Genomic DNA, 23,743 nt, shown 5'->3' with positions numbered 1-23,743 from the left:
GGGGTGAATCAGGCCCCCTCCTCAACCCACAGCTCTGCCTGCGCCCGGCCCGCCAGCGTCAATGCCTCGGTCAGTTCAGCGGCGGTCGCTTGGATAACGGAGTTGTCGGCCAGCACCCAACGGAGCGTCGCCCCATCGCCTGCCGCTTGCAGGCCGATGATTGCTCGGGCCATTCGCCCCTGGCTGATCTCATCGCCGTCGAACGAATTACCGGCGGCGGTGGTGACGGTGATCTGCGCGACGCTGCTCGCGCGCTGGGCCTTCCAAGCTCCGCGGGCCTGCACGGCGGCGGCTGCCGCCTTGGCCTCGGCAGTCTGTACCTTTCCCCAGTCGATCATTCTGCCGCCTCCTCTGCGACGCCAAGCCCGGTGAATACGGGCGCCTCGGGTTCAGGGTCATGCGGGATCGGCACGGGGCCATCCTCGGTCACCTCGATTGACGCGGGGAACCGCAACGCTTCACTGGCGTTGGGACCGTGCGGCAGGCGCAGGGTCAGGCGAAGCTCACCGTCGACCCGCTCGACCGGACCGGCGAAGTGCGGAGAATCGATAGCCTCCGCCGGCAGCGTGGCGCCTTCGGGCAGCGGGCCGAAGTCGAACGACTGGCCGTTGATAGTTAGCACATCTACGCTCACGGAGACGGATAGTGTTTCGTCCGAGCGGATAGGGGAAAATTTGATTTGCATTTAGTACCACTGGCCGACGGCCATCAGTCTGATTATGGCTGTAAATGATTGATTCGAAAGGACCATTGCTCGCCATTTCCCTCCGGTGCCGTTGACAATTGACCAGGGGCCGTGTAGTGCGGTAAGCACTGTCGCATCACCGTCCGGCCGAAGCGCGGCCCCAAACACTCGCAGCGATCCGGTAACCCAGCCGCCCACGGGCATAGTCCATTCGATTGCGTTGGAACCGTACATCCCGTTCGGCTCTGCAACAGCATTAACGGCACCAGTCGTTAGCGCGCCGAAGGCCATCTGTGTCCCATCGGCAAACCGGACGTAAGTCCCGTTTGCATTGCTTCCGTGCTCTATAAGCGCGCCGCTCGGGAGACCGTTCGTCATGCTTACAGTGCCCAGCACGCTCCGCTGGTGATAAATCTCTACCCAACCACCCCATATTTGGGCTGATCGTTGACGAAAGAAGATCCGGCCGTCCAGCCCCGCCATTCCATACGCGATTTGGGTTATCCAGTCGCCGTTATGGATCTTTTGGTCTATCAGAAACCACCCGCTGCTACCGAGCGGGGCATTTAGCAGGCTTGCCCCCATGAATTGGATGCTCACCAAGGGCAGATTGTTGAAATCGCTTACCCCTTGAGTGAGGCCTGACACTATTTCCTGTACGTTCCCTGCTGCCGACCCGACTAGACGGGACGCTGCGTGCGCGCTAGTGGAAAAATTCGCGTTGATCTTTGTAAATGCGCCGCGCGCAGTATCACCGTCTGCGCCGCTGGGCGGGGTACCGAGGTTGATGATCTGGATTGCCATGAATTACCTCGAAATTAGGCCGTGTTACTGCCACTGCGCTATCGCCTGCTCCGGCCTACTTCACTCTTGCCATTCGCAGGATGGCTGCGAACTGCTCCAGCGTTGCCTCAGGCTCATCTTCGACTGACTGATCGTAATCAGGGAGGAAGTCGCTGATATCCAGTTTTCCGCCATGCACTGCCTGAATGACCCAACAAACCTTAGCGATCATGGCCTCAAGGCGTCGAGTATGGCTAAGAGGCCCATTCGACTGGATGAAAGAGGCCCATTGCTGGGCCTCCCTGTAACTCATGCGCGACTTCGCTTCTACAACGGTCTTCCCTCCGACGCCAGCCAGCACAAGCTCATGCCAGAAAACGTCGGAGGGTTCTAGTTTTTTGCCTGATCGCCCGTGTAGCCGTTGGCTTCGTTGATAGCCCTCAGAAGGGAAAAGAACAGGCTCGCACAGAGCTTGCCTTCGCCGGTTTCCGGGTCACCTGTGATCTGGGTTGCATCCGTGAAAACAGGATCACCTGATTTTCTGACAATAGATGCCATGATGCGGGAAACCAGAACGTCGCTGCCCTCCTTCTGAAGTTCGAATTCCCGCAACGCTTGATCGTAGGACGATAGACGAACACAGATCTTGGCAGTATGGGTCGCTGCTCCGACGCTCCATGAAATTTCTTTCTCTACGGGAGCACCAACAACGGCGCCGGTCGACTTGATCAGGTCGAGGCTGAAGTCTGTCATGAGTTTTCCTTAGCTTGCGGATTTCGGGATCAGCACCGGCTCGCCAGACACTTGAATACCAATGCTGGATGTAACAACGGCGTTCTGTGCGAACTCGAAGCTGAAGCTGTTCATGTAGCCTTCGAAGAGCAGCCAAGATCGATCCTCTGGCAGATCGAAGTCGTACTCCCCAGAACTGTCAGCAACAGCCGTCGGCACACTCGCGCCATCAGACCAGCCAGCCGCCCAATCCAGACTCCGGCCGGAATTTTTCAACTCCAGTAGGCGGATATGTACAGGGTTTTGCGGGTTCGTATTGATACTGAATGTCGCGGTTCCAGGAGTTGCCAGGCCTGCGACATAGCTGCGTGCGGTCTCGTTCAGGCAGGTCGTTTCGATCTGGTCGATTGACGTGTCGATACCTGACAGAGATGTGATGCAGCCAGCGTTCATGACCTCATTGGTGTCAGGGTCGATAAAAAAGAGGTCTGTGCCCTGGGCTTTGACCACGTTGTTTCGTGCCATCTTGGCCTCCTCGGATTTTCAAGTCCGGGGAGGCGTGGCGATCAGCGGGGCCGCTCGGCGAGGCTGGTCTGCGTGCCCGGTGGTGCGGGTATCGTTTAGTTGGTGGTTTCGTGCTCTTTGAGCCAGCGCTCCCATGCGGCAATAGCGGCTTTGGCTGCGCGGATCAGGCTGCGGTGCAGTTCTTTGGTGATTTCGCTCATGTGGGCTCCAGAAACGACGAAGCCCGCACTAGGCGGGCGTTTTGGCGTTCTGTGGCGGTCAGGCAGCATCGAAGCCGAGCGTCATCTGCAACTGGTTGCGCCAGTGGTCGAATTCGTGCTCAAGGCCTGGCTTGCGCCATCGCCACCTGGCTAACTCGCTTGCGCTTATGCTGGCCTTGCCCTGGCCGATCTCCAGGTTGCGGCAGGCGCTTTCGTAGTGCTGGCGGATCGCTCCGCCCCCATGCAGCAAGGCATCGATCTGCAAATCGCACCAGACTGCGAAATCCACGTTCAGCCAGCGAGCGAAGGCTACGGCGAGCTTTGGGTGGAGCCAGGTTCCACCTCCGGTTTCCGGCGCGCCGGCCCTCGTCTTGACCAGCCCGGTCGCCTTGGATAGGCGAAGGATCTTCGCTTGAGTTGAGGCCTTAGAGCTATCTAAGCCATTGATTTTGTTTAATTCCTCAAAAATCCCTGTTTTGGTTTCAGCGCCCAGCGCTCGTGCCAGGGCCACCAGATACCCGACAGTGTCGGGCAGACGTAGCCACTCATAGGGCTCCCGGCCAAACCGCGCAGATATCTCTGTCGCATGAAGCCAACCATCCGTGTTGAAGCGAATCTGATGGCCTTGATAGTGGAGCGGGATGACGTTGCTCATGGGGTTACCTTACTCATCAGTCGAATAGGAGCGCAGCCGGGCCGGCGGATGAGCGGACACCGGTTCTTCGATTGGCCGATCTAGGCTGCGTTTTCGGTTGCCTTGCGGCGGGAAAAGAAAACCCCGCTCGGCGGCGGGGTCTGGAGTGGCTGCTTTGTAGGAGGGTGCCTCTCGATGTGACTTAAGGACGTTGCTCGATCCAGGTCACATCGAAGCTTGAGCGGTAATTCATGGTATGTGGGTCGCGGTATTCGCCGTTGTAGCTGGCCACATGGCAGTCGAGTTCAATAGCGTATTCGATAGCGTCGGCTACCGCGCGAGCAGAGGATTCGCTATCCGCATAGACGTCGATCTGGATTCGGTAGCGGGCGCCCCCTGGGCGGCAATTCAAGTTGTTGTAGGGGGCGCCTCCGCCGGCCAACCGCCATACCGCATAGGGTTTCTGGACGTTTTGCGGGGCCTGCCCAAATAAGAAGAACCGAACTGCGGGCGGCGCTCCGAGCAATGCGGTAACTCCTGCATCGGCAGAAATCCTGGCGAAGATCGGCGGATACATCAGTATTCACCCAACTTGATCAATTGGTAGCGCGCGGAGCTGATGAATTCGCGAAAGATGGCCTCTCGGTTCTGCTCCAGCGCCGGCCGGACGAATGGATGAGCCGCTGAATGTTCGGTTCCAAGTTCTACCCACCACCAATAGAATGTGTTGCCGCCACCCTGCCCTTTCTTTCGCTTCCTCACTCCAACGGATACATATGCTGCGCCCATCTCTTCGCCGAGTTTTTTACGCTCAACGAGGACTATATTTTTGGCAATTGTCGGCCACGTCTTCGGATCATCGATTCGCCAGGCGCGCTCCTCTGCATCAGCCCTGACTATCTCCATGGCATCCTTCGCCGCCGGGACAGCAACTTGTCGCCGCATGTTTTGAGACAGATTGCGGAATCTGGCCACAATGTCATTTGCGCCACGCAGCTTGTATTCGATGAAGTCAGCCACGGAACCTCCGAAACGCGAAGCTGGTGATGCCCTCCCGGCCCAATTCAGACTCCTTCTCGTTGATCTCGACACAGCCGAAACCCTGTCGGGCGCACCATCCAATCAGGCCGTGCAGGCTGAAATAATACAGGTGCTCGGCCGGCTTATAATGCTTGCTCGCCAGGCAGTGCTTCGCGTCCTTGTAGACCGGCATAGCGACGAAAACCCACTCTCCAACGTGATCCAGCAGCCGCTCCGGCTCCGGGATGTGTTCGAGGCTGTCCCAACATGTGATCGCTTCGGCGTGGTGCTGGTAAAGGTCATAGTAGCGGTCACGCTTCTTAAGCCACGCAACCGCCTCCGGGTTCACGTCGAATCCCATGCCGCCCACCGCCAGCACGAAGCGGCCACCGCCGATGCCGATGTCCACGGGCGAAATCTGAGTATGCCTGCGCACCATTTCCACTCGGGCGCGGGTCAGGGCTTCGCCCATCGGGGTGGCGTCCAGGGCCTGGTATTTCTGGAAGTACGGGCCGCTGTAGTCCATCGGCCGGCGTCCGTGCCAGCCCATGCCAAGTTCCTCAGACCAGAGCAGGCAGTCGGTCAGCCCAGGCGGCAAAGCGAGCGTCATGATCGGTGATCCTCTTGTCGCAGGCGTGCTGTTTCAGTGTGCAGCGGCAGTAGTTGTCCGGCACCGCGAATGCGATTCGGGACAGATCCATGCACGGGTCGGTGATGCGCTCGGGCGAGTTGTAGCCGCCCTGCCCGCCGCAGATGATCCAGGCCGGAACCTTGGCGGCGATGCTGGCCGGTACGATCCAGCCAATACCACCGATCACGGCGGCGGCGTGCTGGAGCAGGGCCAGCAGTTGCTCGACCGGTAACTCGCCCTTGTGGTACTGGATATCCGCCGGCGGCAGCGGATCGAGCGCCCATTCCTTGCCCGGCTCCAGGTCGGCCACGGACACCACTTTCCAGCCCCTGTGGCGCATTTCGGCAGCAGCGCTGGCGATGTACTTGGGCAGCGGGTTGCGCGTGTCAGCCCGCCATTCAGCCCGCACCGTTGCCGGGCGTACCAGCACATACCGGCCCTCTACAGGCGATGGCCCGAGGTCCGGCAGGTCGAACTCGCCTGGCTCGCACCGAAAGGCCTTGCGCAGGCCCTGAATGATCGGCATCTGGCCGTAGTGGATGCGAAGCTGGCCGCCACCGGCAGGCCGATGCCACTCGTGGGCGCGCTGGATGTTCTTGGACTGGGTGCGGAGCTGGGTTGCTGGGCGGACGCACTTGACCGTGAGGTCTTTCAGGAGCTGAGGCCAGCAAGTTTCAACGTAGCTGCCTGGGTATTTCTTCACGAACGCTCGACAGAAAATCGAATCACCTAATCCCTGCATCGAGCGAATGAACAAAGCGCCTCCTCAAGACTCAAGCGCGGGAAACAGATCAATGCTGTCTCGCGCGAGCAATTCAGCACTTCTACGCCAGTCGCTCTGGCCTCGGCGGCAACCTGCGCGAACTGCCGATGCCATCCAGCCACCTTCTTGGCGTCCGGGTTCTTCGTTCTCTCGTGGTCGCCATGCCAATGCGAGCCATTTGCCAGCGAGCAGTCGTAACCCAGCAGCAGAATTCGGCTTGCGCCTTGCCAGATGGCGAACTGAATTGCCCGCATGCCGCTGTTGTATTCCCCATGGGCTGGATGGTGGTTCACGCCGAATCGCTGAGCCGCCTGGCGAGTGCAAGACCAGCGTTCGGCTGGAATGTCGATCTCGGCGCCATAGGCGGTCCACCAGCAAGCATCGCCCGCATAAACAATCTCGGCGAAACGCGCCATCCGCCATGAGCTGTTCACGGCAATGGCCGGAATACCGGCCTTCTCTATAGTCTCGCAGTCAGAAGCCTCCAAACTTGGACCTGACGCTATACAGCAGACAGTTTTGCCACCGAACCTCATCGAGTCTCCAACAAAAAAGGCGACCCTTTCGGAGTCGCCTTTTCGTGCCGTGATTGCTATCTCCACCGCATAGCCGCCCATATGAGCGGCTATATTCGAAAACTGTGCGATGCGCTTGGTGTGACTGTCGTCTACAAGGTGGACGGAACGGAGATAACGGGGCCTTAGCCCTGGTTTACGCCCTGGCTCACTGGTGCGCTCAGGTATTCCAGGCCGCTTTCTTTGTCCGAAAGCCAGCCAGCGGGGTTGTATATCTTGCCCCTGTGGACGATGCGCATGGAGGCATCCAGGCCGTCGCGATAGCGGATGGTGATCCTGGCCGATACCTCTGACTGCACTGCCTGGGCGGCGATGAACTCGCGAGCGCTAAGCGGCTCAACCGCAGCCGGCACGCTCGGCCAGATGGTGACCCAATTGTCGATGATCTCGCCGGTAAAGGGGTCTTGCGTCTGCTGCCGAGCCTGAATATCAACCCGGTGCCGAAGCCTGCCTGCTGCCAATGCCATGTTTCACCTCACGCCAGGGCGGGATCGCGCAGTTGGTACAGCAGAGCGACAACAGGGCGAGGCAAATAACCAAATCCCCATTGCGTCGGAACTTCGCCGTCCTGATCGGCCTCGCGATGCTTGTAGAGTTCGCCCAACAACAGCTTTACTGCTGCCTTGATCTGCCAGCGGATGACAAGGCCGCTACTATCGTAGACGTAGACGATCTCGCCGTTGCTGTCCGTGACGATTGCGCCTTGCTCGTTGCGCTCGGGCTGGCCGATAGGAGCCCCCTTCAGGTAATCAAGAACCGCCTCGGAGGCTTCCAGAACCTTTCGCTCGATCTCGGCGTCATCATCATCGTGATCGACCAGCAGATGAGCTTTTGCCTCTTCCAGGGTGATAAGGTTCATAGCACTTTACCGCCCGCGAAATTGCCGACCTTTACGATGCCCCGGATCGGCACGCCCTGGCAGCCATAAATTACGCACCGCAGCTTGATCTCGGTATCGGTGGAGACGTTGGCTGTAAGGTAGGGCGTCTCTTGCGGGACTGTTTCCGGGCCAGGGCTCATCTGCCATCCCTCATTGTAACGGTCCAAACTCTTCACGAAATAAGCTGTGCCAGAACGCACGAAGCGCAAATCAAGCGACACCCCGCCGACTCCCGACAGTCCGAAATAGACCGTCTTGCCAAGTCCCCTCAGGATATTGCCAGTAGCCAGAGATGCCAGGGGGATAACTTGTTCGAGAGCTAGCGTGGAGCCTGCGCTCGTCGGCGTGCCGCCCAGTTCAAAACATTGGTATTCACCGCCGTCCGGATTAGCCTCTTTAAAGCAACGCGCCGTGCCACCGGCAAAGCTTGAACCGGCCACGTTCCAGCCTGTGGCCACCTCACCGACGATGGTGCCAGTACCCGACTTGGTGCCGCTGGTACCGAGCATCAATGGGTTAGCGGTTAGCCAGCCTGCTTTGCTGTTGGTTGCATCGTAAGGCTCGTCGTAGGTCGGCAAGCTCAGCGGCACGCCGAAAAGTTCGATCAGCGGGGCGGCGCCGCACTTCGCGATTTTTAGCGCACCCGGCTGGGCCGGATGCAGGCCCTCTACGTAGTCCGCCGCAGTCATCAGTGGCCAGGGGTCTACAACGATGACACCCATGTCGGGGACATGGGTCAGATACCACTCTCTCATTGCCAGGTGATTGATGAGTTGCTGCCCGCTCAGCGCATAATCGCCGAAGGTCGGTAGTTCGGCGATTGCACACGAGATCTTGCCGGCATCGAGTTGCATACGCAGGCCAGTTTCCACGTTCCGCTTGCTGCGAGTCAGCGAGAAATTGTTGCTCGCCAGCCGATCGTTCACGCTGATCAGGTTCATGAACGCATCGCCTCCATTGGCGATGTAAGTCGCCATGTTGTCCAGCCAATCCTTAGTGGTATGGCCCGGCGTGGCGTTGCAGCGCCCCTTGTCCGTCCGCACGCGACCGCCGGACTGGCTGCAGTAGTGCGCACCGTGACCGTAGTTCTCCCCGGTGATCGACGGCGCGGTGCCACCGAAGCTGTTAGCCGTCCGGCTATCGCCAGTCAGTGCGATATAGCGGTCCAATGGCTTCATGCCTGCAGTCCGCGCGATACTCCGCACGAAATCGCCGCGCTGCGACGCGAATAGCGGGTTACCGATCATTTCCCAGAATCTCCAATTTGGCTGCCCCGGTTGCGCTCAGACGCACAGCCGTAACGCGGAAAAGGAAGACATCTGCGGTCGTATTGGGGACCTCTCCATGCGCCCAGTCCTGCCATACTGCATCGCCACTGTAGACCTCTGCGCGACTTGAAGTCGTGAACTGGCATTTGGCGTATGCCTGGCTTTCAGGGATAACAGTAACGGTCACTTCGCGTAGCTCGGAAATCATGCGCGGCGCTGAAACACCTGCCTCCGTGACAGATGCTGACAGTTGCTTGATCATTTTTGCCCCTTTATCTGGCGATGAATCGGTTCAAATCGGTGTTGGCTTGATGCTCACGCCTTTACTCGGATCATGCCGCGAGGCGTTGTCGCGCAGGTCTTTGCCGTCCCGTCCCTTCTTCACGACAAGACGCCAGTCCGCAGAGCCGCCAGGTACGCCTTCCGGTGCGTCCCTCTGGGCGATCCAGTAGCAACCGCCGTAAGTGGTACCGTCGCCTTTCTCGTACTCTGCAACTTTCTTGGCCGAAAACACGCCGCGGTCGATGAGCGCCGGAATCTTCACGGACTTCTCGATCACGGTGTCGCCGGCCTGCATTTTCACGGTGACGGTGCGCCCGTCTTCGCCGAGGCTTAGGTCGAAGGACTCAAGCGGAAGCGCATCGCGCCCATCTTTTGGCCTCGGCATTCGGTCGGCGGCCTTGTCGAAGGTGTCGCGCGCCTGACGCTCCCAAGAGAGAGTCAGGTCGGAGAACCGGCGCTCGAAGGTAGCCGCGACTTCCTCAACGCTCGGAACAGCCGGTAGTTGGATAGATTTCACCAGCTCGCCGAGATGCGAGCGCAGCGCATCCATGTCCGCATCCTGGCCCTTCTTTGCGGGCGGCAGTGCTTTCACAGCAGATCCCACTAGTTCAGCGAGAAGCGGGCGCACTTCTTCGCGCACTTCTTCGATAGTGACGGACTTGCCGTCTTTCGCCGGAGGCACTTCGGCAACAGCCTTGGCCACCTCTTCGCGGATCATCGGTGCCACATCTTCTATAGTGACCGACTTGCCATCCTCGGGCAGTTTCAGTTCGCCGAGAGCCTTGATCAGTGACTCGCGGGCCTCCTCGGCCTTTTCCAGCGGTTCGGCCAAAGCCTGATCGACATCGATTCGTAGCGCCTTGATCGCCTCGTCGAGAACCGGGCGCACGTCATCCAGGGTGATGGACTTGCCGTCTTGCGGAACCGGCAGCGCAGCCACAAGGCCGTCCAAGTGCGCCTTCATGGCCTCCATGTCGGCATCTTTGCCCGGCTCGCCATCCTTCGGAGCCGGGATCAGGGAAGCGGCCTGCTTGGCGACTTCCTCTATGCTCGGGCGCTCCGAGAGCGCCTTCTCCAGCGCGGCAATTTGCCGATCGCGCTCGGCAATCTGCACCTTGAATTCATCGCGCAGGGTGGATTTAGCCTGATCCAACAGGCGGCCGAACACCGGCGCCAATGCCTTCGCCTGCGCCTCTATTTCACGCATGTTCGGCATTGGTCAGCTCCTTTTCGATTAGCAGCGCCAACATGCGTGCCTGGTCTTCAATTTCTTCGTCGCTCGGCTCTTCCGGCTCAAGATCGGACGGTGCCGGCTGTGTCGTGCTGAATGGATCGGCCTGTGCATCTCGGCGAGCCAGTGCCTCAAGCGAGAAGTTCTGCTGCTGGAGGTATATCGCATCGCCGCCGGTTTTCGGCGCCAGGTCGAAGTTCCGACGGGCTTCGTTCGGGGTCTTGATAGCGCCGCCAACCAGCTTGGCTTCGTAATCAGCTTGCTTACTCGGGTCCATCCGCAGGAGCGGCCACAGATCAAGCTCAACGCCGAGCGGTGCGCTGATCTTCAAACCATCATCGAGCAGGTTTTCCATTGCCTCGACGTGGGTCTGCAGAGCGTCCGAGTAGTAGAGTTGGTTGATATCGTCGACCTTCATGCCAGCCGGGATGGAGCCGATGCCGACCTTGAACGGCGGAATGCCGAACGGCTGGCAGATTTGCTCGTCTGAGTAGCGCAGTTGCTCGACCATCTGGGCGTCCACCGACTTGGCGGCCAACGAGACGAACTGCAAGCCATCGCCAACTACGGCGACCTTGCCCGCATTGGACCCGGTGAAACTCTCGTTCCAGTAGGTCTTCAGCCTCTCGGCGGTAGAATCGTTGATTGCGCCGGGAGCGGAGAGTATTCCGGACGGCTGGGCATTGTTGGCGAAAAACTCCGACGACGAGCGCAGGATGCGCATGTTCTTCAGTGCCGGCCAGTAGGCGGCGGCAATCGGCGGTAGGCCAATCAGCGGGTGGAATGGACAGATGCAGCGGTCATGGATGATCTCCGAGGCCGGCACGATCAGTTGACCACCATCCTCCGGCAACAGGTTCAGATTGTCGATGTCGAGCTGGTAGAACACTTCACTCGAATCCGAAACCAGCGGCAGCACGCGGCATGGGTCGAGAATGTATAGGCCGACCACCACTCCACGGTTGTCGCGCTCTTTTAGAATGTAGGCATTGCCCTGGCTCAGCTTCGACAGCACCCACGCCTCGCGGAACTGCTGCTGAATTTGGTAGTGGTTCGGTTTGCGCAGCACCGGGCTGTAAGCCGGATTTTCGACTACCGACCAGATCCCGCTGGCATCCTTGGCCTTGAGCTGGAACGGCAGCTTGCCAATGTCCGTGGCGATGCGCGACACGCAGGCATACAGCGTCGGATACTGTAGCAGGCTATCCAGACGCTCTTCTTTGTTGCGCTGCCATGCCCCGGCGAACGGCTCACGAATCAGCGGCCACCAGCCACGGGACACCGGCACCTGCGACAGGGCCTTCTGGCTGCGGGTGATTTCGAAGCCGAAGAGGCGCATGTGTTACTCCTGTGCCTTATGGGGGCGGCCGCGCTTCTTGGTCGCTGGTTGTTCTTCCAGGTGTTCCTCGGCTGACTCTTCGACCACGGCAAGCCCGACAACTGGCTCGGTTTCCGTCAGAACCTTGGTCTGGTACTGCGCGGCAGGTTGATCGGGCCAGCGCGCCCGCTTCATCTTCACCAGCACCTCGGCGTATTTCCGGCCCATTGTCTTAAGCTTGCCGCTTTTCAAATCAATGACTTGAACGTTCATAGCCCCTCCTGAGAACCGGGGACGCCGAAGCGCCCCATTCTCACTTAGCCGCCCCAGTTGACGCCGGTAAGGTAGGCAACGGCCGAGGTGCGGCGACGAGCCCAGGCAATCGTGCGCTCAGCGCGCAGGCCGACCAGGTTCCGCTGCCACAGCGAAACCAGGACGGTGGTTGCGGTGGTCGGGTTGTCCGGCGTGTCGTTCATCTGCAGGGAGGCTTCGGTAGACATCGACAAGTCGATGCCGCCTTCGTCGCCCAGGTAGATATCGCTGGCGTTGACCAGAGCCACAAGCGAGCCGCTGGAGTCGGTCGGCACATACTCCGACACGATCACCGGCAGCCCCATGAGCGAGCCGCCGCTCATGGTCACGGTCGGGAATTCCGGCTGGCCGAGGGCGTTCTGCATCAGGCCGAGGGCCAGAGCCTGGGTGGCGGTCATGATGAAAACACCGGAGGTCGGCGCGTTGTTCGCTGCGATGAATGCGCTGAACAGGGCTTTCAAGTCGGCACGCACCGCATCAGCATCGGTTCCACTGGAGACGATACCCGCCACGCCGTTAAGGATCGACGCCGGGGATACGCCAGATACGGCTGCTTTGTCCGGATCGATGAAGTCGATGTCCAGGCGCTCGCGCAGTGCTGCGGCCAATTGGTCGCGGATGATGCCATCGGCGGCAGGGCTGGAGTCGCGGATCACTTCCATGGTGGACACGGCGATGTTGGCGACCTTCAGCGGCTCCAGGGTGGTGCGGCTGAAGTCGAACTTGGTCAGCGGTTTGGCATTTCCCTCCCCAACCCAGTAGCCGTCACCGCCAGAGGTCTGTCCGATCAGCGGGGTTCGGAACGGAACTCGGCGCAGACCGGGCACACCGTTGGTGCCGAAGCGGCCGAGAATCGTCTGCGGGCGCAGGTATTCAACGAAATCAGCGAAGACGCTGGTTTCATCGCCGACCAGCGGACCGGCCCAGGTGGAGTTGGAGGTTGTGGCGGCAGCCACGGCGGCCTTGGTCACCAAGCGCTGGGTGGCGGCAATGATGGATTCCTGGCCATCGTACAGGGCCTTGGCGATGCCGATGGCGTCGCGGTGCTCCAGATGACCAAGAGCCAGGCACTTGGCGGCGCGCGCAAAGGCGATGCCGGGCTCAAGCTTCTGGGTGTTCTTGGCGCGAACCTGGATGCCCTCCTTCATGTCCAGAGCCTTGACGCCGCGGACGTCCTCGGTCACCGCCTTGGCTGTGGCAGCCTGGGCCTTCTGCATGTTGCGCAGACGGGAAAGGTGCTTGTCGATGGCGGCGATCTCACCTTCCAGGGTGTCGAATACCTCGGATTGCTCGGCGTCCAAGGTCACGCCATCCTCGGCGGCCTTGGTCATGATGGCCTCCATCTCGGCGGCCTTTGCGACGCGGGTCTGCTCGAACTCCGCGATTTGATCAGCGATGGTTTTCATCTCGTTGCCCTCCTCGGGCTTCGGATTCTTGATGGATTTTGTGCGAGTTGCCGAAGCGCCGGCGGGGGTGACGCGAACGACCGGGACAGCCTGTTTGCCGAGCGCGGCGAGCTGTTTCCGGTCAAGGGATTTGATGGTGGCAATGACATCCAGGGGCAGCACATCACCGCTCATGGATTTCACCGAGGTAATCACCGCATCCGGCAGGGCCGGCACGGAGACGGTGGACAGCTCGAAGATTTCCAGTTCCTGGAAGTCGACGCCTCCCTTGTCGTTGAAGGCGTACTTGATCGGCCGGAAACCGATGGAGACGGCGCGGACCAGCCCGTACCGGACCTCGGCCCAGGCCGTGTCTAGGCGATCCTTTAGCGGGCCAGGTTCGGCCACTTCCGGGATTTCGGCTTCGAACTCAATCCCCTTGGCGGTCGGCTTCTTGAAGGCCACCCGGCCAATGGGCTTGTCATGGTCGTGCTGATGCAGCAGGACCAGGGGATTCTTGAAAGTGGCGCCCAGCGGGTCGATGGTGTCGCCGACGCGGTCCATTGACGGGGTGGTAGCCCAGCCGGTGAACGTGCGCTTCTCGGAGTCCACTGCCTTAACCATGAAGGCCGAGTAGGCGCGATTCATAATCGTGCTCTCCAGAAACTAGAAAGCCCCGCGATGGCGGGGCTTCAGTGTTAAGTGCCGGCCTCAGCGAGAGACCATAACGTTGACGCGCTTTTCGCTGCTCGTCGGATCGAGGTCCGGCGGCGATTCGTACCAGTCGCGAATCACTTGCTCGGTTCCTTCCGGCCTACCATCCCGTCGAGCCCTCTCCAGACACTCTTCCAGTCCAGGATCCACAAGATGGAACACGGCGCTCGCCTCGATGTATCTGCGGATAGCTAGATCGCCTGGGCGCGTGTGAATAATCCAAGCATCATGCTCAATGCCATCCAGAACGCCATTTATCGCCGATTGCCTGACTCGCTGCGTTAGCTTTTTGATTGAACCGCTTGAGCCATGGCTAAGCATCGACCCAAGCGCGTGGGCAATCTTGTCGGCATCGACAATAACGTCGTCTGGCGATCTTTTTCCCCAAGCCAGCGTGCTCTTACCCGCACACGGCGGACCGATCACGACGTTTATCGTTGGCATGTCTTTTACCTGCCCTCATCCGAGCACGAACATCTGGTACCGCTTCGTGGCCGCCGGCGGGTTCAGCGCCATCAGCGTGACTGCGTTGAACATGGCCATGAGCGGGTCAATCTTGGCCGAGCCGCTGGCCTGCTTGGTGATCAGGATCGAGTTAGCCCTCGGTTCTATCCTGGCGTTACCGACACACCAGGCCATCATTGGCTGGGCCGCCGGGGCGAACGTGCCCTCTGCCAACCAGCGCTCTGCTGTCTTGATCGCGCCCCCCAACTTCCAGCCCTGGCTGATGCCAATGATCTTGTCCTGTGGGATGCCTCGCTCCTCCAACTTGTCGAGGATGGCGCCTAACCCGACCGGGTCTACACCGATCTTATCCAGCAGACCGGCCTCGTAGATCTGCTCGGCGATGTCCGCTAACTCTTCTACGTCATCCCCGACACGCTTCACCAGCGTTAGGTGGCCTGCCCTGGCAAAGTCCTGCAGCGCCGGAGCGATCTCCTTTCGCCGCTCAAGAACTGACGGGTGAGCCCAGGCATGGCCCCATCCAAGTTTTTTTCCGGTGTCCTTCTCGCGGCCAATGGCGTAGGCACCTAGCAGGTCGTCCAGACCGCCGCCGTCTACACCAAATTCGATCACCTCGCAGCGCTTCAGCAGTTCGTCGAATGTGCACGGATCGGTGGCGCCCTCCCAGAAGTCGGCGCCGGCCCAGCGGTCGGAGCGCAAGGCCAGGCCGATCTCGACGTTGAGGTGCTTGGCAACAAACTGCTGCAACTGACCATCGGTCTTATCAAGCCGCTTGGTCAGTTCCGACTCGATCCACTCGCGGCTGACCGAGCGACCTAGGTTTGGGTTGGTGACGTGGAAATTGGCCGGATCAAGGTAAGCCTTGGCCTTCACCATGGCCTCGGGGAATTCGTAGAGAATCCCCAGCGAGCGCGGGTCATGGATCTTTCCGTCGCGAACATCGCGGTAATACTGCAGCTTATCCTTGAATACCCCGGCCGGCGGTTTATCGCTCTGGGTGGTCAGGTAGATCACCCAACCCTCGTTACGCGACACTTGGCCGCCAGTAGCCTCCATAAACATCGATTCGGCGTTGGGCCGCGATCCGAACACCCAATGCTCGTCAACCAGGACCTTTCCGGACTTCTTTCCAGATACCGTATCGGTGTCGGCCGCCACCACCTTCAGGCTGTTGCGGGTCATCCGGTGGGTGATGGTGCGGATGTGTTCCTGGATGTGAAACATCGCCGACAGCTCTTCGTCGGCCCGCACCATTCCGGCGGCCGGCTTGAAGCTATTGCCAGCGACCTCCACCGTGGGAGCCAAAATCAGGTGTTCCTCTTCCTCTCGCCAGCACAGAATCAGCGCAGTGAGCATCACGCCAGCCGCGACAGTCGATTTTGTATTTTTCTTCGAGATGAGCAGGTAGAACTCGCGGATCAGCTGATTGCCGGTTTCCGAGTCGTAGGCGCCGAAGATCGCTGCGACGAAATCGAACACCCACTGATCCGAGCATTCGCCAAAGGTCTGGTAGCGCTCTTGGTCGAGCTCGTCGTCCCAAACCTTGGGCAAGTCGACCACGCAGAGCTGCTTGAAGATCGCCAGGGCCTGCTCGGCCTCGTCCGGGTAGATCGGCGGTGGGATGATTGATTCACCCCGCAGCAACTTCTGCTCCCACCCCGGGCATGCGGTAGTCCACTCCGGCATGTCACTTCACCGCGCGCAGAGGCGGCCGGGCTGCGGCAAACTTCCCGCCAGATGCCTTCTTCGCAGCGTCTGCGCGCTCTTCCTTCTTACCCTTCTCGCCGGGCTTGGCCACGGTGAACGCCGCCAGAGACTTCGCTGCATCCAGACGCAACTTCGGGTCGGCCTCGACGCTGTTCATCATCTGCCGCATGAACTCCAGAGGGTCATTCGCGGCATCCGGAATGTAGGGATCAGGGTCAACGGCAGGAGCTTCAGCCTTCTTCTTGGCTTCAGCTGCTATTTGCCTACCCATCGCCGCCTGGACATCTGGGTCTTTCTCATAGCGCGAGGCCGCTTGCGACGCAGTCTTCTCCGGACAGCCAGCCTCAATCGCTGCTTCCTTTTTCGTCATACCGGACAGCCGCGCGGCAGCATACCGGCGCTTCTGTTCAGTTAACGCCATGAGTTAACAACTCCTGTTAACAGGGAAATAATCTGCAAATGAGGTCGGGCGCGGTTTCCTGCGCGATGGGCTCCAGATTTCCGGATACCCCCCCCAGGGTCACCAGCCACGCAGATCCTCTGCCGTCTTCTTCGCATGGCAGCCATCAGGGCCGGAGCAAAGGACTTGGCAGTTGTCCTCGATGTCCTCGCCACCCTTGAACAGCGGCACCTTGTGGTCCAGCTCGAAGCCGGACGGGAACTCGGTCAGCTTCCTGCATACCGCACAGCATGGATCTTTGGCCCACACCTTCAGTCGGCGGTCCTGCAGCTTGCGGCCAGTGATCCGGCGGTCAGCGACAACTGGCAGAGATTGGAGCCGGCCATCCTTCAGCGGCTGAATCCTTGGCTTGAGAGTATTGAGCCTAGCCATCAGCGCTCCTTAGATGGATCGAAGACCCATCCAAGTAGTGTACGGGCTCAGCATCAGGGTCAGACTCACTCTCGCCCAGCGCCTCGATCAGCATCAGCAGCAGTTGGTTGGTCCGACGCTGCTCGAGCAGCAGTTGCTCCAACAACGATTCCGCGCGCTCTGTCATATGCCACCCTAGTCCACTTCTTGACCCAGGCTCTCCGCCTCTCGCACGCAGCGCAGACCATCAAAATCCCCTCAGCACCGGAGCAAGGTTGCCCCGCGTCTTGAGCAGCCCAATGGCAAGCACGCCGTGAATGACGATCATCGGCCATGCAGCAGGCTGTATCACTAGTTTGCCGGTGACGATCTCAAAGCAGGTCGTGATGCAGGCCATCATCACGATTGTTGCCATGACGCTCACGTCGCGGCGGAACCGCGCGCCCCTGCGGCGGTACGTGAACAGCCGGATGAACGTGACGATGCAGAGCAGGCACGTAATCCACGTCAGCAGGATGCTAGCCATCTGTCTCCCCCTTGTTCGTTACCGCTGCCCGCCTTGCCTTGATGGCTGCGAGCGTTGCGGTAACGACACTTGAGGACGCGACGAATGCAGCCGGCCCCGGCAGATCAATCGGACCCACGCCGAATACGGTCATTCCCGCCAGCATAGGGGCAGCCATGTAGCCCATGACTACGGACACAAGCGACAGGGCGATCCGCGACGGAATAGACAGTTCTGCATTCGCGATGAAATAGACGCACCCGCCACAGAGTGCGCCAATCGCCGCCTCGCCGTTGATCATCAGGCCAGCACCGATCGCGCCGGCAACCACTACTCCGGCTGTTGAAGGCTCGGCCATTTTAATTCCTGCAGAAACGAGAAAGCCCCGACAGATCGCTCTGGCCGGGGCTTGGTATTCGTGTAAGCGGTAAAACCGCAAAGTATCTGTAAATGTACAGTTTTCGCCCGGTGATATCAAGCGGCTAGACAGATTCCCTCAAGCACGCCATCGATCCAGGCAACGCCGGACTTCCAGAGTTGCCGCGTCTTTTCTGCGCCAAACCCAAGCCGCCTGCCCACATTGGCGAATGTTGCATCCTGGCTGGTGTAGTAGTACAGCAGCACATCTGCGGACTCCGGGTAGCCTCGCCGCAACCGGCTGACAAGCCCATCGATCAGCAGCCCCTCGTCATCTGTAATCATCGGTGTGGGCAGCGTGCTGGCCTGGCACGCGGATACCCCTGAGCCTTGGATGACCCACATTCCCCAGTGCTGGAGCAAATCCTCGGTATCGCGCCGTTGAGTCATGCCGCTTCCCCCTCCACAAATTCAGAAATCCGCACCCGCACCGCGCCACCGGGAACCGTCTCTCGGCTTACCCGCAGCCGTGTCACAAAGCGGCTGTCGTCGATGCCCAGCGCATCGGCCAAACCGTCGCGACCAGCCTTGAAGCTTGCCAGCATGTTGTCGTCATCGCGTCGGCGCCTGTCCGGCGGGACGAACTCCAGCAGCAGCATGGCCCTGCCCGCCGGAGTCACCAAACCAGCCTTCTTGGCAAGCAGGTGGCAGGCAGTCCGGTATCCCTTAGCCACCTTGCTGCGCTTCGCCCAGTGGGTGCGGGCATTCGGGCTCAGCTCCTTCGGCGGCCATGGCAGCTCAAGCTCGATCACTCGCCTGCCCCCTCATCAGCCTGTTCAGCTTCGCCCGCGCCTCCTTCTCCAACTCCGGGTGCGCTGCAAGTTCCCTCTCGGCCCACATCCTCCAGCCCTTTCCCTTGTCCCGGCGCCGCAGGTAGATCCTGCCGGCCAGATCCAGTGCGGCCCTGTACAGCTCCAGGCACTCGGCTTTGTGCGCCTCGATCTGCTCTCGCCTCTCCGTCGGCAATAAGGCCAAGTTCCATGAGTCGGTAGTCGTCATCGCCGTTGAGTGCCCGTATGTCGATGGGGGAGATTTTCACGTCTTCACCTCTATCAGCCCCATGCGGGCCAGTTGGGCCAGCGTGTCGCAGATGGCCTTGTCCAAAATCGCCCGGCGCTCGTCCCGGGTCATGCTCTTGCCGTTGTCGATTTCGCTGTGGCACGAAGGACACAGGGCTGCAGTCAGGCAGTCGTCTGTCTTCTGGCTCATGGATTTCCCAAAATTGCGGTGCGCGGCCTGCACGCCATAGGCGCCGCAGATCACGCAGGTTTCGATCTTGCGAACCGCTGCCAGCCACTTGCTGGAGCGGTATACGGGTTGGCGTTGGCGGAGCATCAGGCGGCCTCCACCATCAGCGGCCAGCCCTGCTCGGCGGCCCATTGCTCTACCCGGGTCATGTAGTCGCCGAACTCCTCGATGCTGAGCTTGGTGGTGCTGATCCCGCGCAGCTCGGCGGTTCCGCCCGGCAGGCGCACCTCCTCGCAGCCGATGAACCAGCGCTTCATCTGCTCGTGCCAGACCTCGTCGGAGTAGCGCCGGCCATCTACCCAGGCCACAGCCGACAGCTCGCGCAGCAATGCCCAATATCTGCGGTTCTGATCGATCGATCGCTTCGACTTGAGCGGGCGCAGGACCAGCTCGTAGCCGGTGCCTGCCTCCCTCATGATGTTCTGGATCAGGTTCCAGGCAGCGATGAATGCCGGGCGGATGCCGGCAGCGCCTTGGATGCGGAATGTGCGCTCACTGGCCATTTCCACCTCCCAGGATCATGTCGGCGCGCCGGCGCAGCACGTCAGCCCTATCACCCAGGACCCCTGTGCGATCTGCGACGCCATTCCGGTATCCGTGCATGTACGCTGCGCCGCGGCACTCAGCCGGCAGGCCGTCATGGCCGCGCATGTAGCCCTGAACCATTTCCCACTCTGCGCGGCTGTAGATGTCGGGCTTCGCGTAGTTACGCATCTGCGCGCCCTCCATCGCACCGCGGGCAGACATGCAGTTTGGCGAGCATGCGGACCCTGGCCAGATCCTCTCTGGCCTCAATGATCTCGGGGATATACCGCTTCTGTGCGCGGAGATACCCGACCGAATAGCCAAGCCAGGCGAAGGCGACGGACAGGCAGATAATCTCAACCATCAGCCTTCCCTCCCTTGCCCCGCCAGTTCAAGCCCTGCACTGGCGCGGATTTCGGCGTAACGTCGAGCAGCCTCGATCACGGATGGGAGCGATATCTCGCCGTAGAAATCGTTCAGGTTCCGGTCGCGCTCCTCCTCGTCGGCGCAGCGCTCGATGTCGCAGGCAGCGGTGAGCCGCTTCAGCAGTTCGATATCAGCCACGCTCCGCCCTCCTCAGATCCTCGATGTCGACGCCTTTCTTGAGGCTCTGCATCAGCTCGCCGAAACGCATCTCGGAGAGCTTCGGCCTAGCCCTGGCGACCTCCAGCGGCTTGTCGTCGACGATGTGGGCGCGCCACAAGGCTTTGAGGTGCTTACGCATTGCGGGACTCCTCGAAATCGTCACAGTTCATGCAGTAGCTCAGGCGGCCGGCATGGCTCAGCCAGTAGCCCTCAACGCGGGCGCCGCTAATCACGATTGAGCCGCGGATCAGCAGCCCGTCGAGGAACAGCTTCTCGGCCACCTTTGAGTTGGTCTGTAGCGGCAGCCGGCCTTTGATCTCGGCAACCCATACCCACTCCAGCATTTGCAGCTCACGCTTGTTCAGTTTGCTCATGCTCTGTCCTTCTTCGTCATCAGCGCCTCTACAGCGGCGGCGTGGTCGACCTTGAGTTGTCGGCGCAAAACCTTGCAGCCGTGCCTGTGCATCAATTGGCAGGCCATCGTGTCGTAGACTTTTCCGTAGCTATCGCTCATGTTCTTCGCGCCCCTCGGCATAGGCAGGCCAAAAGCGCTCTGAAACTCCTCATCGATCCAGAAGGTCATGTTCCGATCATCGCGGCACTGAATGCCGATGATTGCCCCAGAGGCTTGTTGTCCATTCAGCAGATCGAACAGTTTGATGGCCTCGGAGAAGGTCAGGAACAGATCGTCATCTAGCCCGCTTGCCGGCCCCTCGTAGTCGCTCAGCCAGACATAAACATCAGCCCCGCGCTCAATGACGAAACGCTGCTGTTTGGTTGCGCGCGCAATCAGCCAGGATTCGATGTCCGTGACTTCAGCCATGGGCGGCCTCCTGAAGCTCTTGGCGTTGTTCGGCCTGGCCGGAGTAGCTCACCCACTGGCGCGGCTTGTGTGTAGCGCGCTCCAGGTACTGAGCCGATGCCGGGTCAAACCAGAGCGGGATCTTTTCTTCCACGCCGGTCAGGCGCTGCTTGCTGATGATCATGTGCACGTCCGATTCGTTGTCGTGGTCGCTATCGCCGTTCTTCTGCGCCTCTTCCTTGCGCTTGTTTCGCCAAACAGTAATCACGTTGTCGGCAAGGTCAGTCAGGATCGCCCCGCCACGCACGTCCAACTTTCCGGGAGCCTTCGTCTCGTCTTCGGCTTTACGCGGGTGGGCTACGAGGTGGACATGCACGCCCATCTCATGCGCGAAGCCGACAAGGGCTTCCATTGCATGCTTCTGGCCGTTGTAGTCGTCCTCTGCCATGCCCAGCTTTGCGAGGCTGTCCACGATGAAATGGGTCACGCCATAACGGCGGGCTGCGTAACGGAACGTCTCCAGCATTTCGTCGGTCTTCGCCGAACCAAGCTGGTTGTATATCCAGAGATTTCCGATTAATGATTCAAGGATCGCGTTGATGTAGCCGCGAGCTGGATAAGCCATCCCTGCAGCTTGGCGGACCATCCGCTGCAGGGTGCGCCGCGCAGGCATCTCCATTGAAGCGATGCAGAACTTCTCGCCCTGGCGCATGCCGTGGAACGCCAGATAGTTCAGGAGTTGGGACTTTCCGTGCCCAGACCATCCGGTCCAGACAGTAAGCTCGGAAGTCCGAAACCGGATGATGTCCCGCGCCTTTTCCCACGGGACTTGCATGCCGGCCGTTACCGGATTGCGCTCGAAGAACTCGGCGCAAACCTCTTCAGCGAAGTCGATGACGTTGACCAGCTTGTCTGGATCGAGGCTTTTTGCCTTGGCATAGCACTCGTCGATGTCCTCGCTGCTGTAGTACAGAGCGTGCAATGCCTCGTTGAAGTCCTTGCAGCCAAGATCGACAAGGCGGCAGCGCTCGCGGCCCAAGCGCTTGATGATTTCATCGGTTGCCTTTTTGCCCTCCTCGTCGTTGTCGAGGCACAGGTAGATCGTGTCGAACCTGTCGAGGTTTGTGTATTCATGCTCGATCCAGGATTGCTTGGCTCCAGATCCTCCGCCGAACGGAACGGACAACGCCGGCCTGCCGTACTGCCAGGCTGTCATGGCGTCGATTTCGCCCTCGGTGATCGTGACCTCGCGAGCGTCTTCCGGGATCGCCTGCCAGCCAAACAGACATGGCTCGGTATCGCTGGAGGTGCGGATGCCGGTCTTCTTGCCGCTGGCGTCTCGATCAATGCCGATGGTTTTCCAGTGGACCAGTCCGCCGTCGCGCAGATACGGGAAAACCATGAGGCGGTCGCGCTCGCCGATCTTGAACGCGGCTATGGTCTGCTCGGTCAGGCCGCGCCCCTTCAGGTAGGCCATGACGGGAGAGTCCTGCTTGGGTGCGATGCACTTCGGGCGATCCGGGCGGCTGAACTCGCGCCGGGCAGGCTCGCTCAGCTTCGGCTCGCTGATGCCCAGGTAGGACTTGGCTTCCTGCAGCGCGGTTTTCATGTCGCAGCCACGCACGGCACGCCACAGATCCAGCAGGTCGCCGGTTTCACCGGTCGAGAAGTCGCACCAGATGCCGGCCTTGTCGCCCTTGAGATGGACACCAAGACTCTTGCCCTTCTCGCCGTTTGTGCTGCCTGCACGCCATTCGGAACCCTCGCGCTTACCGGCCGGGAGCAGGTTGTTGCATACGTCGATAGCTCGCTCCGACAGGCGCACGGAAATCTGACTGGGGGTCATCAGATCAACCCCCGCTTGCGCATGTACTCCAGCGTGTATCCAGTATCCGGATCATGGGTCGAGACATGGCAGACGATCTTGGTGCCACTCTCCCAGTCCGGGTGGTAGAACTCGCCATCACCCAGCGGCGGGCGGCCATTCTTCCCAGCAGGGAATTGGCGGATGTTCGAGGAAAGCGCTTCGCGCCAGTGCTCGTCAGGGCCGAGGAAGGTCTGCGCCTGCTTGACGTATGCGGTGCCGACATTGCCCTTGGCCTGCATCTGCTCGGCATAGCGCTTCGCAGCCTGGATCAGGTCTTGTGCCGGCACACCAGAGCGAATTCGTGCATTCCAAGCCTTGAAGGCGCCCTTCTTCGAGTTTCCGCCAGCACGCTTCGGGTAGCTGAGCCAGAACTCATCAAACTCAGCCGAGTACGCAAACGGCGCATCGCCAGATGAGCCAAGAGTGTCTTTCTGATTGGTATCCTGATTACTGGTATCCTGATTTGTCGGAGATTTTTCCGACCCTCCTCGGATATTTTTCCGACCCTCCTCGGATATTTTTCCGACCTTGCTCGGATATTTTTCCGATCCATCGACGCCGCGATTCCATGTCCTGCCCTTGTCTGTCAGACGCACCAGGGTGATGCCAGTGGTGTGCGAAAGCTCGATCACGCCGGCGGCCTCCAACTGCCTCAGCAGGCGATAGGCGGTGTCCGGTTTGTCAGTGAGCAGCGGCAGCTCCTCGACGATCTTCGCCTTGCTCAGCGCGTAGTAGATCCCGCTGTCTACCTTGATCGGCTTTGCCCAGCTCGGGCACTCGTAGACGAACGCGAACAGCAGTGTCTGCTGGGCGTTCAGGCCCCATTGCAAGGCTTTTACCTGGTTGATCGTTATGGTGAATTGCATGTCACGC

The 23,743-nt window shown here is 60.2% G+C and carries 40 protein-coding genes; all 40 read right to left on the bottom strand.

Annotated features, from left to right (window positions below; all coding sequences use genetic code 11):
- Positions 1-8 precede the first annotated feature (8 nt).
- Complete coding sequence (locus tag ACGI6K_RS07930) at positions 9-338, bottom strand: hypothetical protein (protein WP_376947096.1); 330 nt, start codon at positions 336-338, stop codon at positions 9-11.
- Positions 335-685 (bottom strand): hypothetical protein, encoded by a 351-nt coding sequence (locus tag ACGI6K_RS07925; RefSeq protein WP_376947094.1) that lies wholly within the window; start codon positions 683-685, stop codon positions 335-337. The genes ACGI6K_RS07930 and ACGI6K_RS07925 overlap by 4 nt, the downstream gene beginning before the upstream one ends.
- Positions 686-1,489 (bottom strand): pyocin knob domain-containing protein, encoded by an 804-nt coding sequence (locus ACGI6K_RS07920; protein ID WP_376947092.1) that lies wholly within the window; start codon positions 1,487-1,489, stop codon positions 686-688.
- A gap of 55 nt (positions 1,490-1,544) precedes the next feature.
- Positions 1,545-1,781, bottom strand: a complete 237-nt coding sequence (locus ACGI6K_RS07915) for a phage tail assembly protein T (RefSeq protein WP_376947090.1) — start codon at positions 1,779-1,781, stop codon at positions 1,545-1,547.
- A 77-nt stretch (positions 1,782-1,858) separates the two neighbouring features.
- A complete protein-coding gene (locus ACGI6K_RS07910) occupies positions 1,859-2,221 on the bottom strand; it encodes a phage tail assembly chaperone family protein, TAC (protein ID WP_376947088.1) in 363 nt (120 codons plus the stop codon).
- A 9-nt stretch (positions 2,222-2,230) separates the two neighbouring features.
- Positions 2,231-2,725 carry a phage tail tube protein gene (locus ACGI6K_RS07905; RefSeq protein ID WP_376947086.1) on the bottom strand — a complete coding sequence of 165 codons (495 nt, stop codon included), beginning with the start codon at positions 2,723-2,725 and terminating at the stop codon, positions 2,231-2,233.
- 258 nt (positions 2,726-2,983) lie between these two features.
- Complete coding sequence (locus ACGI6K_RS07900; RefSeq protein WP_376947084.1) at positions 2,984-3,580, bottom strand: KilA-N domain-containing protein; 597 nt, start codon at positions 3,578-3,580, stop codon at positions 2,984-2,986.
- A gap of 181 nt (positions 3,581-3,761) precedes the next feature.
- Entirely contained in the window at positions 3,762-4,136 is a 375-nt protein-coding gene (locus tag ACGI6K_RS07895) for a DUF3168 domain-containing protein (RefSeq protein WP_376947082.1), read from the bottom strand.
- Positions 4,136-4,579, bottom strand: coding sequence for an HK97-gp10 family putative phage morphogenesis protein (locus ACGI6K_RS07890; protein WP_376947080.1), 444 nt, complete (start codon positions 4,577-4,579; stop codon positions 4,136-4,138). Before ACGI6K_RS07890 ends, ACGI6K_RS07895 begins: the two co-directional genes overlap by 1 nt.
- Positions 4,572-5,189 carry a class I SAM-dependent methyltransferase gene (locus ACGI6K_RS07885; protein ID WP_376947079.1) on the bottom strand — a complete coding sequence of 206 codons (618 nt, stop codon included), beginning with the start codon at positions 5,187-5,189 and terminating at the stop codon, positions 4,572-4,574. The genes ACGI6K_RS07890 and ACGI6K_RS07885 overlap by 8 nt, the downstream gene beginning before the upstream one ends.
- A complete protein-coding gene (locus ACGI6K_RS07880; RefSeq protein ID WP_376947078.1) occupies positions 5,140-5,967 on the bottom strand; it encodes a hypothetical protein in 828 nt (275 codons plus the stop codon). The genes ACGI6K_RS07885 and ACGI6K_RS07880 overlap by 50 nt, the downstream gene beginning before the upstream one ends.
- The gene (locus tag ACGI6K_RS07875; protein WP_377968463.1) at positions 5,940-6,590 is read right to left on the bottom strand and encodes a hypothetical protein; all 651 of its coding nucleotides are present in this window, start codon (positions 6,588-6,590) and stop codon (positions 5,940-5,942) included. Before ACGI6K_RS07875 ends, ACGI6K_RS07880 begins: the two co-directional genes overlap by 28 nt.
- Before the next feature lie 83 nt (positions 6,591-6,673).
- Entirely contained in the window at positions 6,674-7,009 is a 336-nt protein-coding gene (locus ACGI6K_RS07870) for a phage head closure protein (protein WP_420492557.1), read from the bottom strand.
- A gap of 14 nt (positions 7,010-7,023) precedes the next feature.
- Positions 7,024-7,407, bottom strand: a complete 384-nt coding sequence (locus ACGI6K_RS07865; protein ID WP_376947074.1) for a head-tail connector protein — start codon at positions 7,405-7,407, stop codon at positions 7,024-7,026.
- Positions 7,404-8,675, bottom strand: coding sequence for a hypothetical protein (locus ACGI6K_RS07860; protein ID WP_376947072.1), 1,272 nt, complete (start codon positions 8,673-8,675; stop codon positions 7,404-7,406). The genes ACGI6K_RS07865 and ACGI6K_RS07860 overlap by 4 nt, the downstream gene beginning before the upstream one ends.
- Positions 8,665-8,958 (bottom strand): hypothetical protein, encoded by a 294-nt coding sequence (locus ACGI6K_RS07855; RefSeq protein WP_376947070.1) that lies wholly within the window; start codon positions 8,956-8,958, stop codon positions 8,665-8,667. Before ACGI6K_RS07855 ends, ACGI6K_RS07860 begins: the two co-directional genes overlap by 11 nt.
- 30 nt (positions 8,959-8,988) lie before the next feature.
- Positions 8,989-10,194, bottom strand: a complete 1,206-nt coding sequence (locus ACGI6K_RS07850) for a hypothetical protein (RefSeq protein WP_376947068.1) — start codon at positions 10,192-10,194, stop codon at positions 8,989-8,991.
- The gene (locus ACGI6K_RS07845; protein WP_376947066.1) at positions 10,178-11,548 is read right to left on the bottom strand and encodes a phage portal protein; all 1,371 of its coding nucleotides are present in this window, start codon (positions 11,546-11,548) and stop codon (positions 10,178-10,180) included. The genes ACGI6K_RS07850 and ACGI6K_RS07845 overlap by 17 nt, the downstream gene beginning before the upstream one ends.
- Before the next feature lie 3 nt (positions 11,549-11,551).
- Positions 11,552-11,800, bottom strand: coding sequence for a hypothetical protein (locus ACGI6K_RS07840; RefSeq protein WP_376947064.1), 249 nt, complete (start codon positions 11,798-11,800; stop codon positions 11,552-11,554).
- Positions 11,801-11,844: 44 nt separating this feature from the next.
- On the bottom strand, positions 11,845-13,872 hold the full coding sequence (locus ACGI6K_RS07835; RefSeq protein ID WP_394543716.1) for a phage major capsid protein: 2,028 nt from the start codon (positions 13,870-13,872) through the stop codon (positions 11,845-11,847).
- Between the two features lie 63 nt (positions 13,873-13,935).
- Positions 13,936-14,382: a hypothetical protein gene (locus ACGI6K_RS07830; protein WP_394543714.1), complete on the bottom strand. Its 447-nt coding sequence runs from the start codon at positions 14,380-14,382 to the stop codon at positions 13,936-13,938.
- A 15-nt stretch (positions 14,383-14,397) separates the two neighbouring features.
- Positions 14,398-16,089: a terminase large subunit gene (locus ACGI6K_RS07825; RefSeq protein ID WP_376947060.1), complete on the bottom strand. Its 1,692-nt coding sequence runs from the start codon at positions 16,087-16,089 to the stop codon at positions 14,398-14,400.
- A gap of 1 nt (position 16,090) precedes the next feature.
- Positions 16,091-16,531, bottom strand: coding sequence for a terminase small subunit (locus ACGI6K_RS07820; protein ID WP_376947058.1), 441 nt, complete (start codon positions 16,529-16,531; stop codon positions 16,091-16,093).
- A gap of 99 nt (positions 16,532-16,630) precedes the next feature.
- A complete protein-coding gene (locus tag ACGI6K_RS07815) occupies positions 16,631-16,942 on the bottom strand; it encodes an HNH endonuclease signature motif containing protein (protein ID WP_376947056.1) in 312 nt (103 codons plus the stop codon).
- A complete protein-coding gene (locus ACGI6K_RS07810; protein WP_376947054.1) occupies positions 16,935-17,084 on the bottom strand; it encodes a hypothetical protein in 150 nt (49 codons plus the stop codon). The genes ACGI6K_RS07815 and ACGI6K_RS07810 overlap by 8 nt, the downstream gene beginning before the upstream one ends.
- Positions 17,085-17,168: 84 nt before the next feature.
- On the bottom strand, positions 17,169-17,447 hold the full coding sequence (locus ACGI6K_RS07805; protein ID WP_377968459.1) for a phage holin family protein: 279 nt from the start codon (positions 17,445-17,447) through the stop codon (positions 17,169-17,171).
- Entirely contained in the window at positions 17,440-17,784 is a 345-nt protein-coding gene (locus ACGI6K_RS07800) for a putative holin (protein ID WP_377968458.1), read from the bottom strand. The genes ACGI6K_RS07805 and ACGI6K_RS07800 overlap by 8 nt, the downstream gene beginning before the upstream one ends.
- A gap of 116 nt (positions 17,785-17,900) precedes the next feature.
- Entirely contained in the window at positions 17,901-18,233 is a 333-nt protein-coding gene (locus tag ACGI6K_RS07795) for an antiterminator Q family protein (protein ID WP_376943442.1), read from the bottom strand.
- A complete protein-coding gene (locus ACGI6K_RS07790; RefSeq protein ID WP_376943440.1) occupies positions 18,230-18,595 on the bottom strand; it encodes an endodeoxyribonuclease RusA in 366 nt (121 codons plus the stop codon). The genes ACGI6K_RS07795 and ACGI6K_RS07790 overlap by 4 nt, the downstream gene beginning before the upstream one ends.
- Positions 18,582-18,842 carry a hypothetical protein gene (locus ACGI6K_RS07785; protein ID WP_376943438.1) on the bottom strand — a complete coding sequence of 87 codons (261 nt, stop codon included), beginning with the start codon at positions 18,840-18,842 and terminating at the stop codon, positions 18,582-18,584. Before ACGI6K_RS07785 ends, ACGI6K_RS07790 begins: the two co-directional genes overlap by 14 nt.
- 36 nt (positions 18,843-18,878) lie before the next feature.
- The gene (locus tag ACGI6K_RS07780) at positions 18,879-19,178 is read right to left on the bottom strand and encodes a hypothetical protein (RefSeq protein ID WP_376943436.1); all 300 of its coding nucleotides are present in this window, start codon (positions 19,176-19,178) and stop codon (positions 18,879-18,881) included.
- Positions 19,178-19,594 carry a recombination protein NinB gene (locus ACGI6K_RS07775; RefSeq protein ID WP_376943434.1) on the bottom strand — a complete coding sequence of 139 codons (417 nt, stop codon included), beginning with the start codon at positions 19,592-19,594 and terminating at the stop codon, positions 19,178-19,180. The genes ACGI6K_RS07780 and ACGI6K_RS07775 overlap by 1 nt, the downstream gene beginning before the upstream one ends.
- Complete coding sequence (locus ACGI6K_RS07770; RefSeq protein ID WP_376943432.1) at positions 19,584-19,805, bottom strand: hypothetical protein; 222 nt, start codon at positions 19,803-19,805, stop codon at positions 19,584-19,586. The genes ACGI6K_RS07775 and ACGI6K_RS07770 overlap by 11 nt, the downstream gene beginning before the upstream one ends.
- On the bottom strand, positions 19,798-19,980 hold the full coding sequence (locus ACGI6K_RS07765) for a hypothetical protein (protein ID WP_376943430.1): 183 nt from the start codon (positions 19,978-19,980) through the stop codon (positions 19,798-19,800). Before ACGI6K_RS07765 ends, ACGI6K_RS07770 begins: the two co-directional genes overlap by 8 nt.
- The gene (locus ACGI6K_RS07760; protein WP_376943428.1) at positions 19,980-20,180 is read right to left on the bottom strand and encodes a hypothetical protein; all 201 of its coding nucleotides are present in this window, start codon (positions 20,178-20,180) and stop codon (positions 19,980-19,982) included. Before ACGI6K_RS07760 ends, ACGI6K_RS07765 begins: the two co-directional genes overlap by 1 nt.
- On the bottom strand, positions 20,173-20,340 hold the full coding sequence (locus tag ACGI6K_RS07755) for a hypothetical protein (RefSeq protein WP_376943426.1): 168 nt from the start codon (positions 20,338-20,340) through the stop codon (positions 20,173-20,175). Before ACGI6K_RS07755 ends, ACGI6K_RS07760 begins: the two co-directional genes overlap by 8 nt.
- Positions 20,333-20,575 carry a hypothetical protein gene (locus tag ACGI6K_RS07750; RefSeq protein WP_376943424.1) on the bottom strand — a complete coding sequence of 81 codons (243 nt, stop codon included), beginning with the start codon at positions 20,573-20,575 and terminating at the stop codon, positions 20,333-20,335. The genes ACGI6K_RS07755 and ACGI6K_RS07750 overlap by 8 nt, the downstream gene beginning before the upstream one ends.
- Positions 20,572-21,024 carry a hypothetical protein gene (locus ACGI6K_RS07745; protein WP_394543708.1) on the bottom strand — a complete coding sequence of 151 codons (453 nt, stop codon included), beginning with the start codon at positions 21,022-21,024 and terminating at the stop codon, positions 20,572-20,574. Before ACGI6K_RS07745 ends, ACGI6K_RS07750 begins: the two co-directional genes overlap by 4 nt.
- Positions 21,017-22,849 (bottom strand): toprim domain-containing protein, encoded by a 1,833-nt coding sequence (locus tag ACGI6K_RS07740; RefSeq protein ID WP_394543706.1) that lies wholly within the window; start codon positions 22,847-22,849, stop codon positions 21,017-21,019. Before ACGI6K_RS07740 ends, ACGI6K_RS07745 begins: the two co-directional genes overlap by 8 nt.
- On the bottom strand, positions 22,849-23,736 hold the full coding sequence (locus ACGI6K_RS07735) for a hypothetical protein (RefSeq protein WP_394543704.1): 888 nt from the start codon (positions 23,734-23,736) through the stop codon (positions 22,849-22,851). Before ACGI6K_RS07735 ends, ACGI6K_RS07740 begins: the two co-directional genes overlap by 1 nt.
- Positions 23,737-23,743 lie beyond the last annotated feature (7 nt).

This window comes from Azorhizophilus paspali (assembly GCF_043587585.2).
Taxonomy (GTDB): Bacteria; Pseudomonadota; Gammaproteobacteria; order Pseudomonadales; family Pseudomonadaceae; genus Azotobacter; species Azotobacter paspali.
The sequence above is the reverse complement of the archived record's forward strand: the minus strand, read 5'-3'. Positions and strand labels throughout refer to the sequence as shown.

Coding starts and splice junctions, on each gene's coding strand:
- ACGI6K_RS07930 (WP_376947096.1), bottom strand. CDS start 338: ATGATCGACTGGGGAAAGGTACAGACTGCCGAGGCCAAGGCGGCAGCC.
- ACGI6K_RS07925 (WP_376947094.1), bottom strand. CDS start 685: ATGCAAATCAAATTTTCCCCTATCCGCTCGGACGAAACACTATCCGTC.
- ACGI6K_RS07920 (WP_376947092.1), bottom strand. CDS start 1,489: ATGGCAATCCAGATCATCAACCTCGGTACCCCGCCCAGCGGCGCAGAC.
- ACGI6K_RS07915 (WP_376947090.1), bottom strand. CDS start 1,781: ATGAGTTACAGGGAGGCCCAGCAATGGGCCTCTTTCATCCAGTCGAAT.
- ACGI6K_RS07910 (WP_376947088.1), bottom strand. CDS start 2,221: ATGACAGACTTCAGCCTCGACCTGATCAAGTCGACCGGCGCCGTTGTT.
- ACGI6K_RS07905 (WP_376947086.1), bottom strand. CDS start 2,725: ATGGCACGAAACAACGTGGTCAAAGCCCAGGGCACAGACCTCTTTTTT.
- ACGI6K_RS07900 (WP_376947084.1), bottom strand. CDS start 3,580: ATGAGCAACGTCATCCCGCTCCACTATCAAGGCCATCAGATTCGCTTC.
- ACGI6K_RS07895 (WP_376947082.1), bottom strand. CDS start 4,136: ATGTATCCGCCGATCTTCGCCAGGATTTCTGCCGATGCAGGAGTTACC.
- ACGI6K_RS07885 (WP_376947079.1), bottom strand. CDS start 5,189: ATGACGCTCGCTTTGCCGCCTGGGCTGACCGACTGCCTGCTCTGGTCT.
- ACGI6K_RS07875 (WP_377968463.1), bottom strand. CDS start 6,590: ATGGGCGGCTATGCGGTGGAGATAGCAATCACGGCACGAAAAGGCGAC.
- ACGI6K_RS07865 (WP_376947074.1), bottom strand. CDS start 7,407: ATGAACCTTATCACCCTGGAAGAGGCAAAAGCTCATCTGCTGGTCGAT.
- ACGI6K_RS07860 (WP_376947072.1), bottom strand. CDS start 8,675: ATGATCGGTAACCCGCTATTCGCGTCGCAGCGCGGCGATTTCGTGCGG.
- ACGI6K_RS07855 (WP_376947070.1), bottom strand. CDS start 8,958: ATGATCAAGCAACTGTCAGCATCTGTCACGGAGGCAGGTGTTTCAGCG.
- ACGI6K_RS07850 (WP_376947068.1), bottom strand. CDS start 10,194: ATGCCGAACATGCGTGAAATAGAGGCGCAGGCGAAGGCATTGGCGCCG.
- ACGI6K_RS07845 (WP_376947066.1), bottom strand. CDS start 11,548: ATGCGCCTCTTCGGCTTCGAAATCACCCGCAGCCAGAAGGCCCTGTCG.
- ACGI6K_RS07840 (WP_376947064.1), bottom strand. CDS start 11,800: ATGAACGTTCAAGTCATTGATTTGAAAAGCGGCAAGCTTAAGACAATG.
- ACGI6K_RS07835 (WP_394543716.1), bottom strand. CDS start 13,872: ATGAATCGCGCCTACTCGGCCTTCATGGTTAAGGCAGTGGACTCCGAG.
- ACGI6K_RS07830 (WP_394543714.1), bottom strand. CDS start 14,382: ATGCCAACGATAAACGTCGTGATCGGTCCGCCGTGTGCGGGTAAGAGC.
- ACGI6K_RS07825 (WP_376947060.1), bottom strand. CDS start 16,089: ATGCCGGAGTGGACTACCGCATGCCCGGGGTGGGAGCAGAAGTTGCTG.
- ACGI6K_RS07820 (WP_376947058.1), bottom strand. CDS start 16,531: ATGGCGTTAACTGAACAGAAGCGCCGGTATGCTGCCGCGCGGCTGTCC.
- ACGI6K_RS07815 (WP_376947056.1), bottom strand. CDS start 16,942: ATGGCTAGGCTCAATACTCTCAAGCCAAGGATTCAGCCGCTGAAGGAT.
- ACGI6K_RS07805 (WP_377968459.1), bottom strand. CDS start 17,447: ATGGCTAGCATCCTGCTGACGTGGATTACGTGCCTGCTCTGCATCGTC.
- ACGI6K_RS07800 (WP_377968458.1), bottom strand. CDS start 17,784: ATGGCCGAGCCTTCAACAGCCGGAGTAGTGGTTGCCGGCGCGATCGGT.
- ACGI6K_RS07795 (WP_376943442.1), bottom strand. CDS start 18,233: ATGACTCAACGGCGCGATACCGAGGATTTGCTCCAGCACTGGGGAATG.
- ACGI6K_RS07785 (WP_376943438.1), bottom strand. CDS start 18,842: ATGACGACTACCGACTCATGGAACTTGGCCTTATTGCCGACGGAGAGG.
- ACGI6K_RS07780 (WP_376943436.1), bottom strand. CDS start 19,178: ATGCTCCGCCAACGCCAACCCGTATACCGCTCCAGCAAGTGGCTGGCA.
- ACGI6K_RS07775 (WP_376943434.1), bottom strand. CDS start 19,594: ATGGCCAGTGAGCGCACATTCCGCATCCAAGGCGCTGCCGGCATCCGC.
- ACGI6K_RS07770 (WP_376943432.1), bottom strand. CDS start 19,805: ATGCGTAACTACGCGAAGCCCGACATCTACAGCCGCGCAGAGTGGGAA.
- ACGI6K_RS07765 (WP_376943430.1), bottom strand. CDS start 19,980: ATGGTTGAGATTATCTGCCTGTCCGTCGCCTTCGCCTGGCTTGGCTAT.
- ACGI6K_RS07755 (WP_376943426.1), bottom strand. CDS start 20,340: ATGCGTAAGCACCTCAAAGCCTTGTGGCGCGCCCACATCGTCGACGAC.
- ACGI6K_RS07750 (WP_376943424.1), bottom strand. CDS start 20,575: ATGAGCAAACTGAACAAGCGTGAGCTGCAAATGCTGGAGTGGGTATGG.
- ACGI6K_RS07745 (WP_394543708.1), bottom strand. CDS start 21,024: ATGGCTGAAGTCACGGACATCGAATCCTGGCTGATTGCGCGCGCAACC.
- ACGI6K_RS07740 (WP_394543706.1), bottom strand. CDS start 22,849: ATGACCCCCAGTCAGATTTCCGTGCGCCTGTCGGAGCGAGCTATCGAC.
- ACGI6K_RS07735 (WP_394543704.1), bottom strand. CDS start 23,736: ATGCAATTCACCATAACGATCAACCAGGTAAAAGCCTTGCAATGGGGC.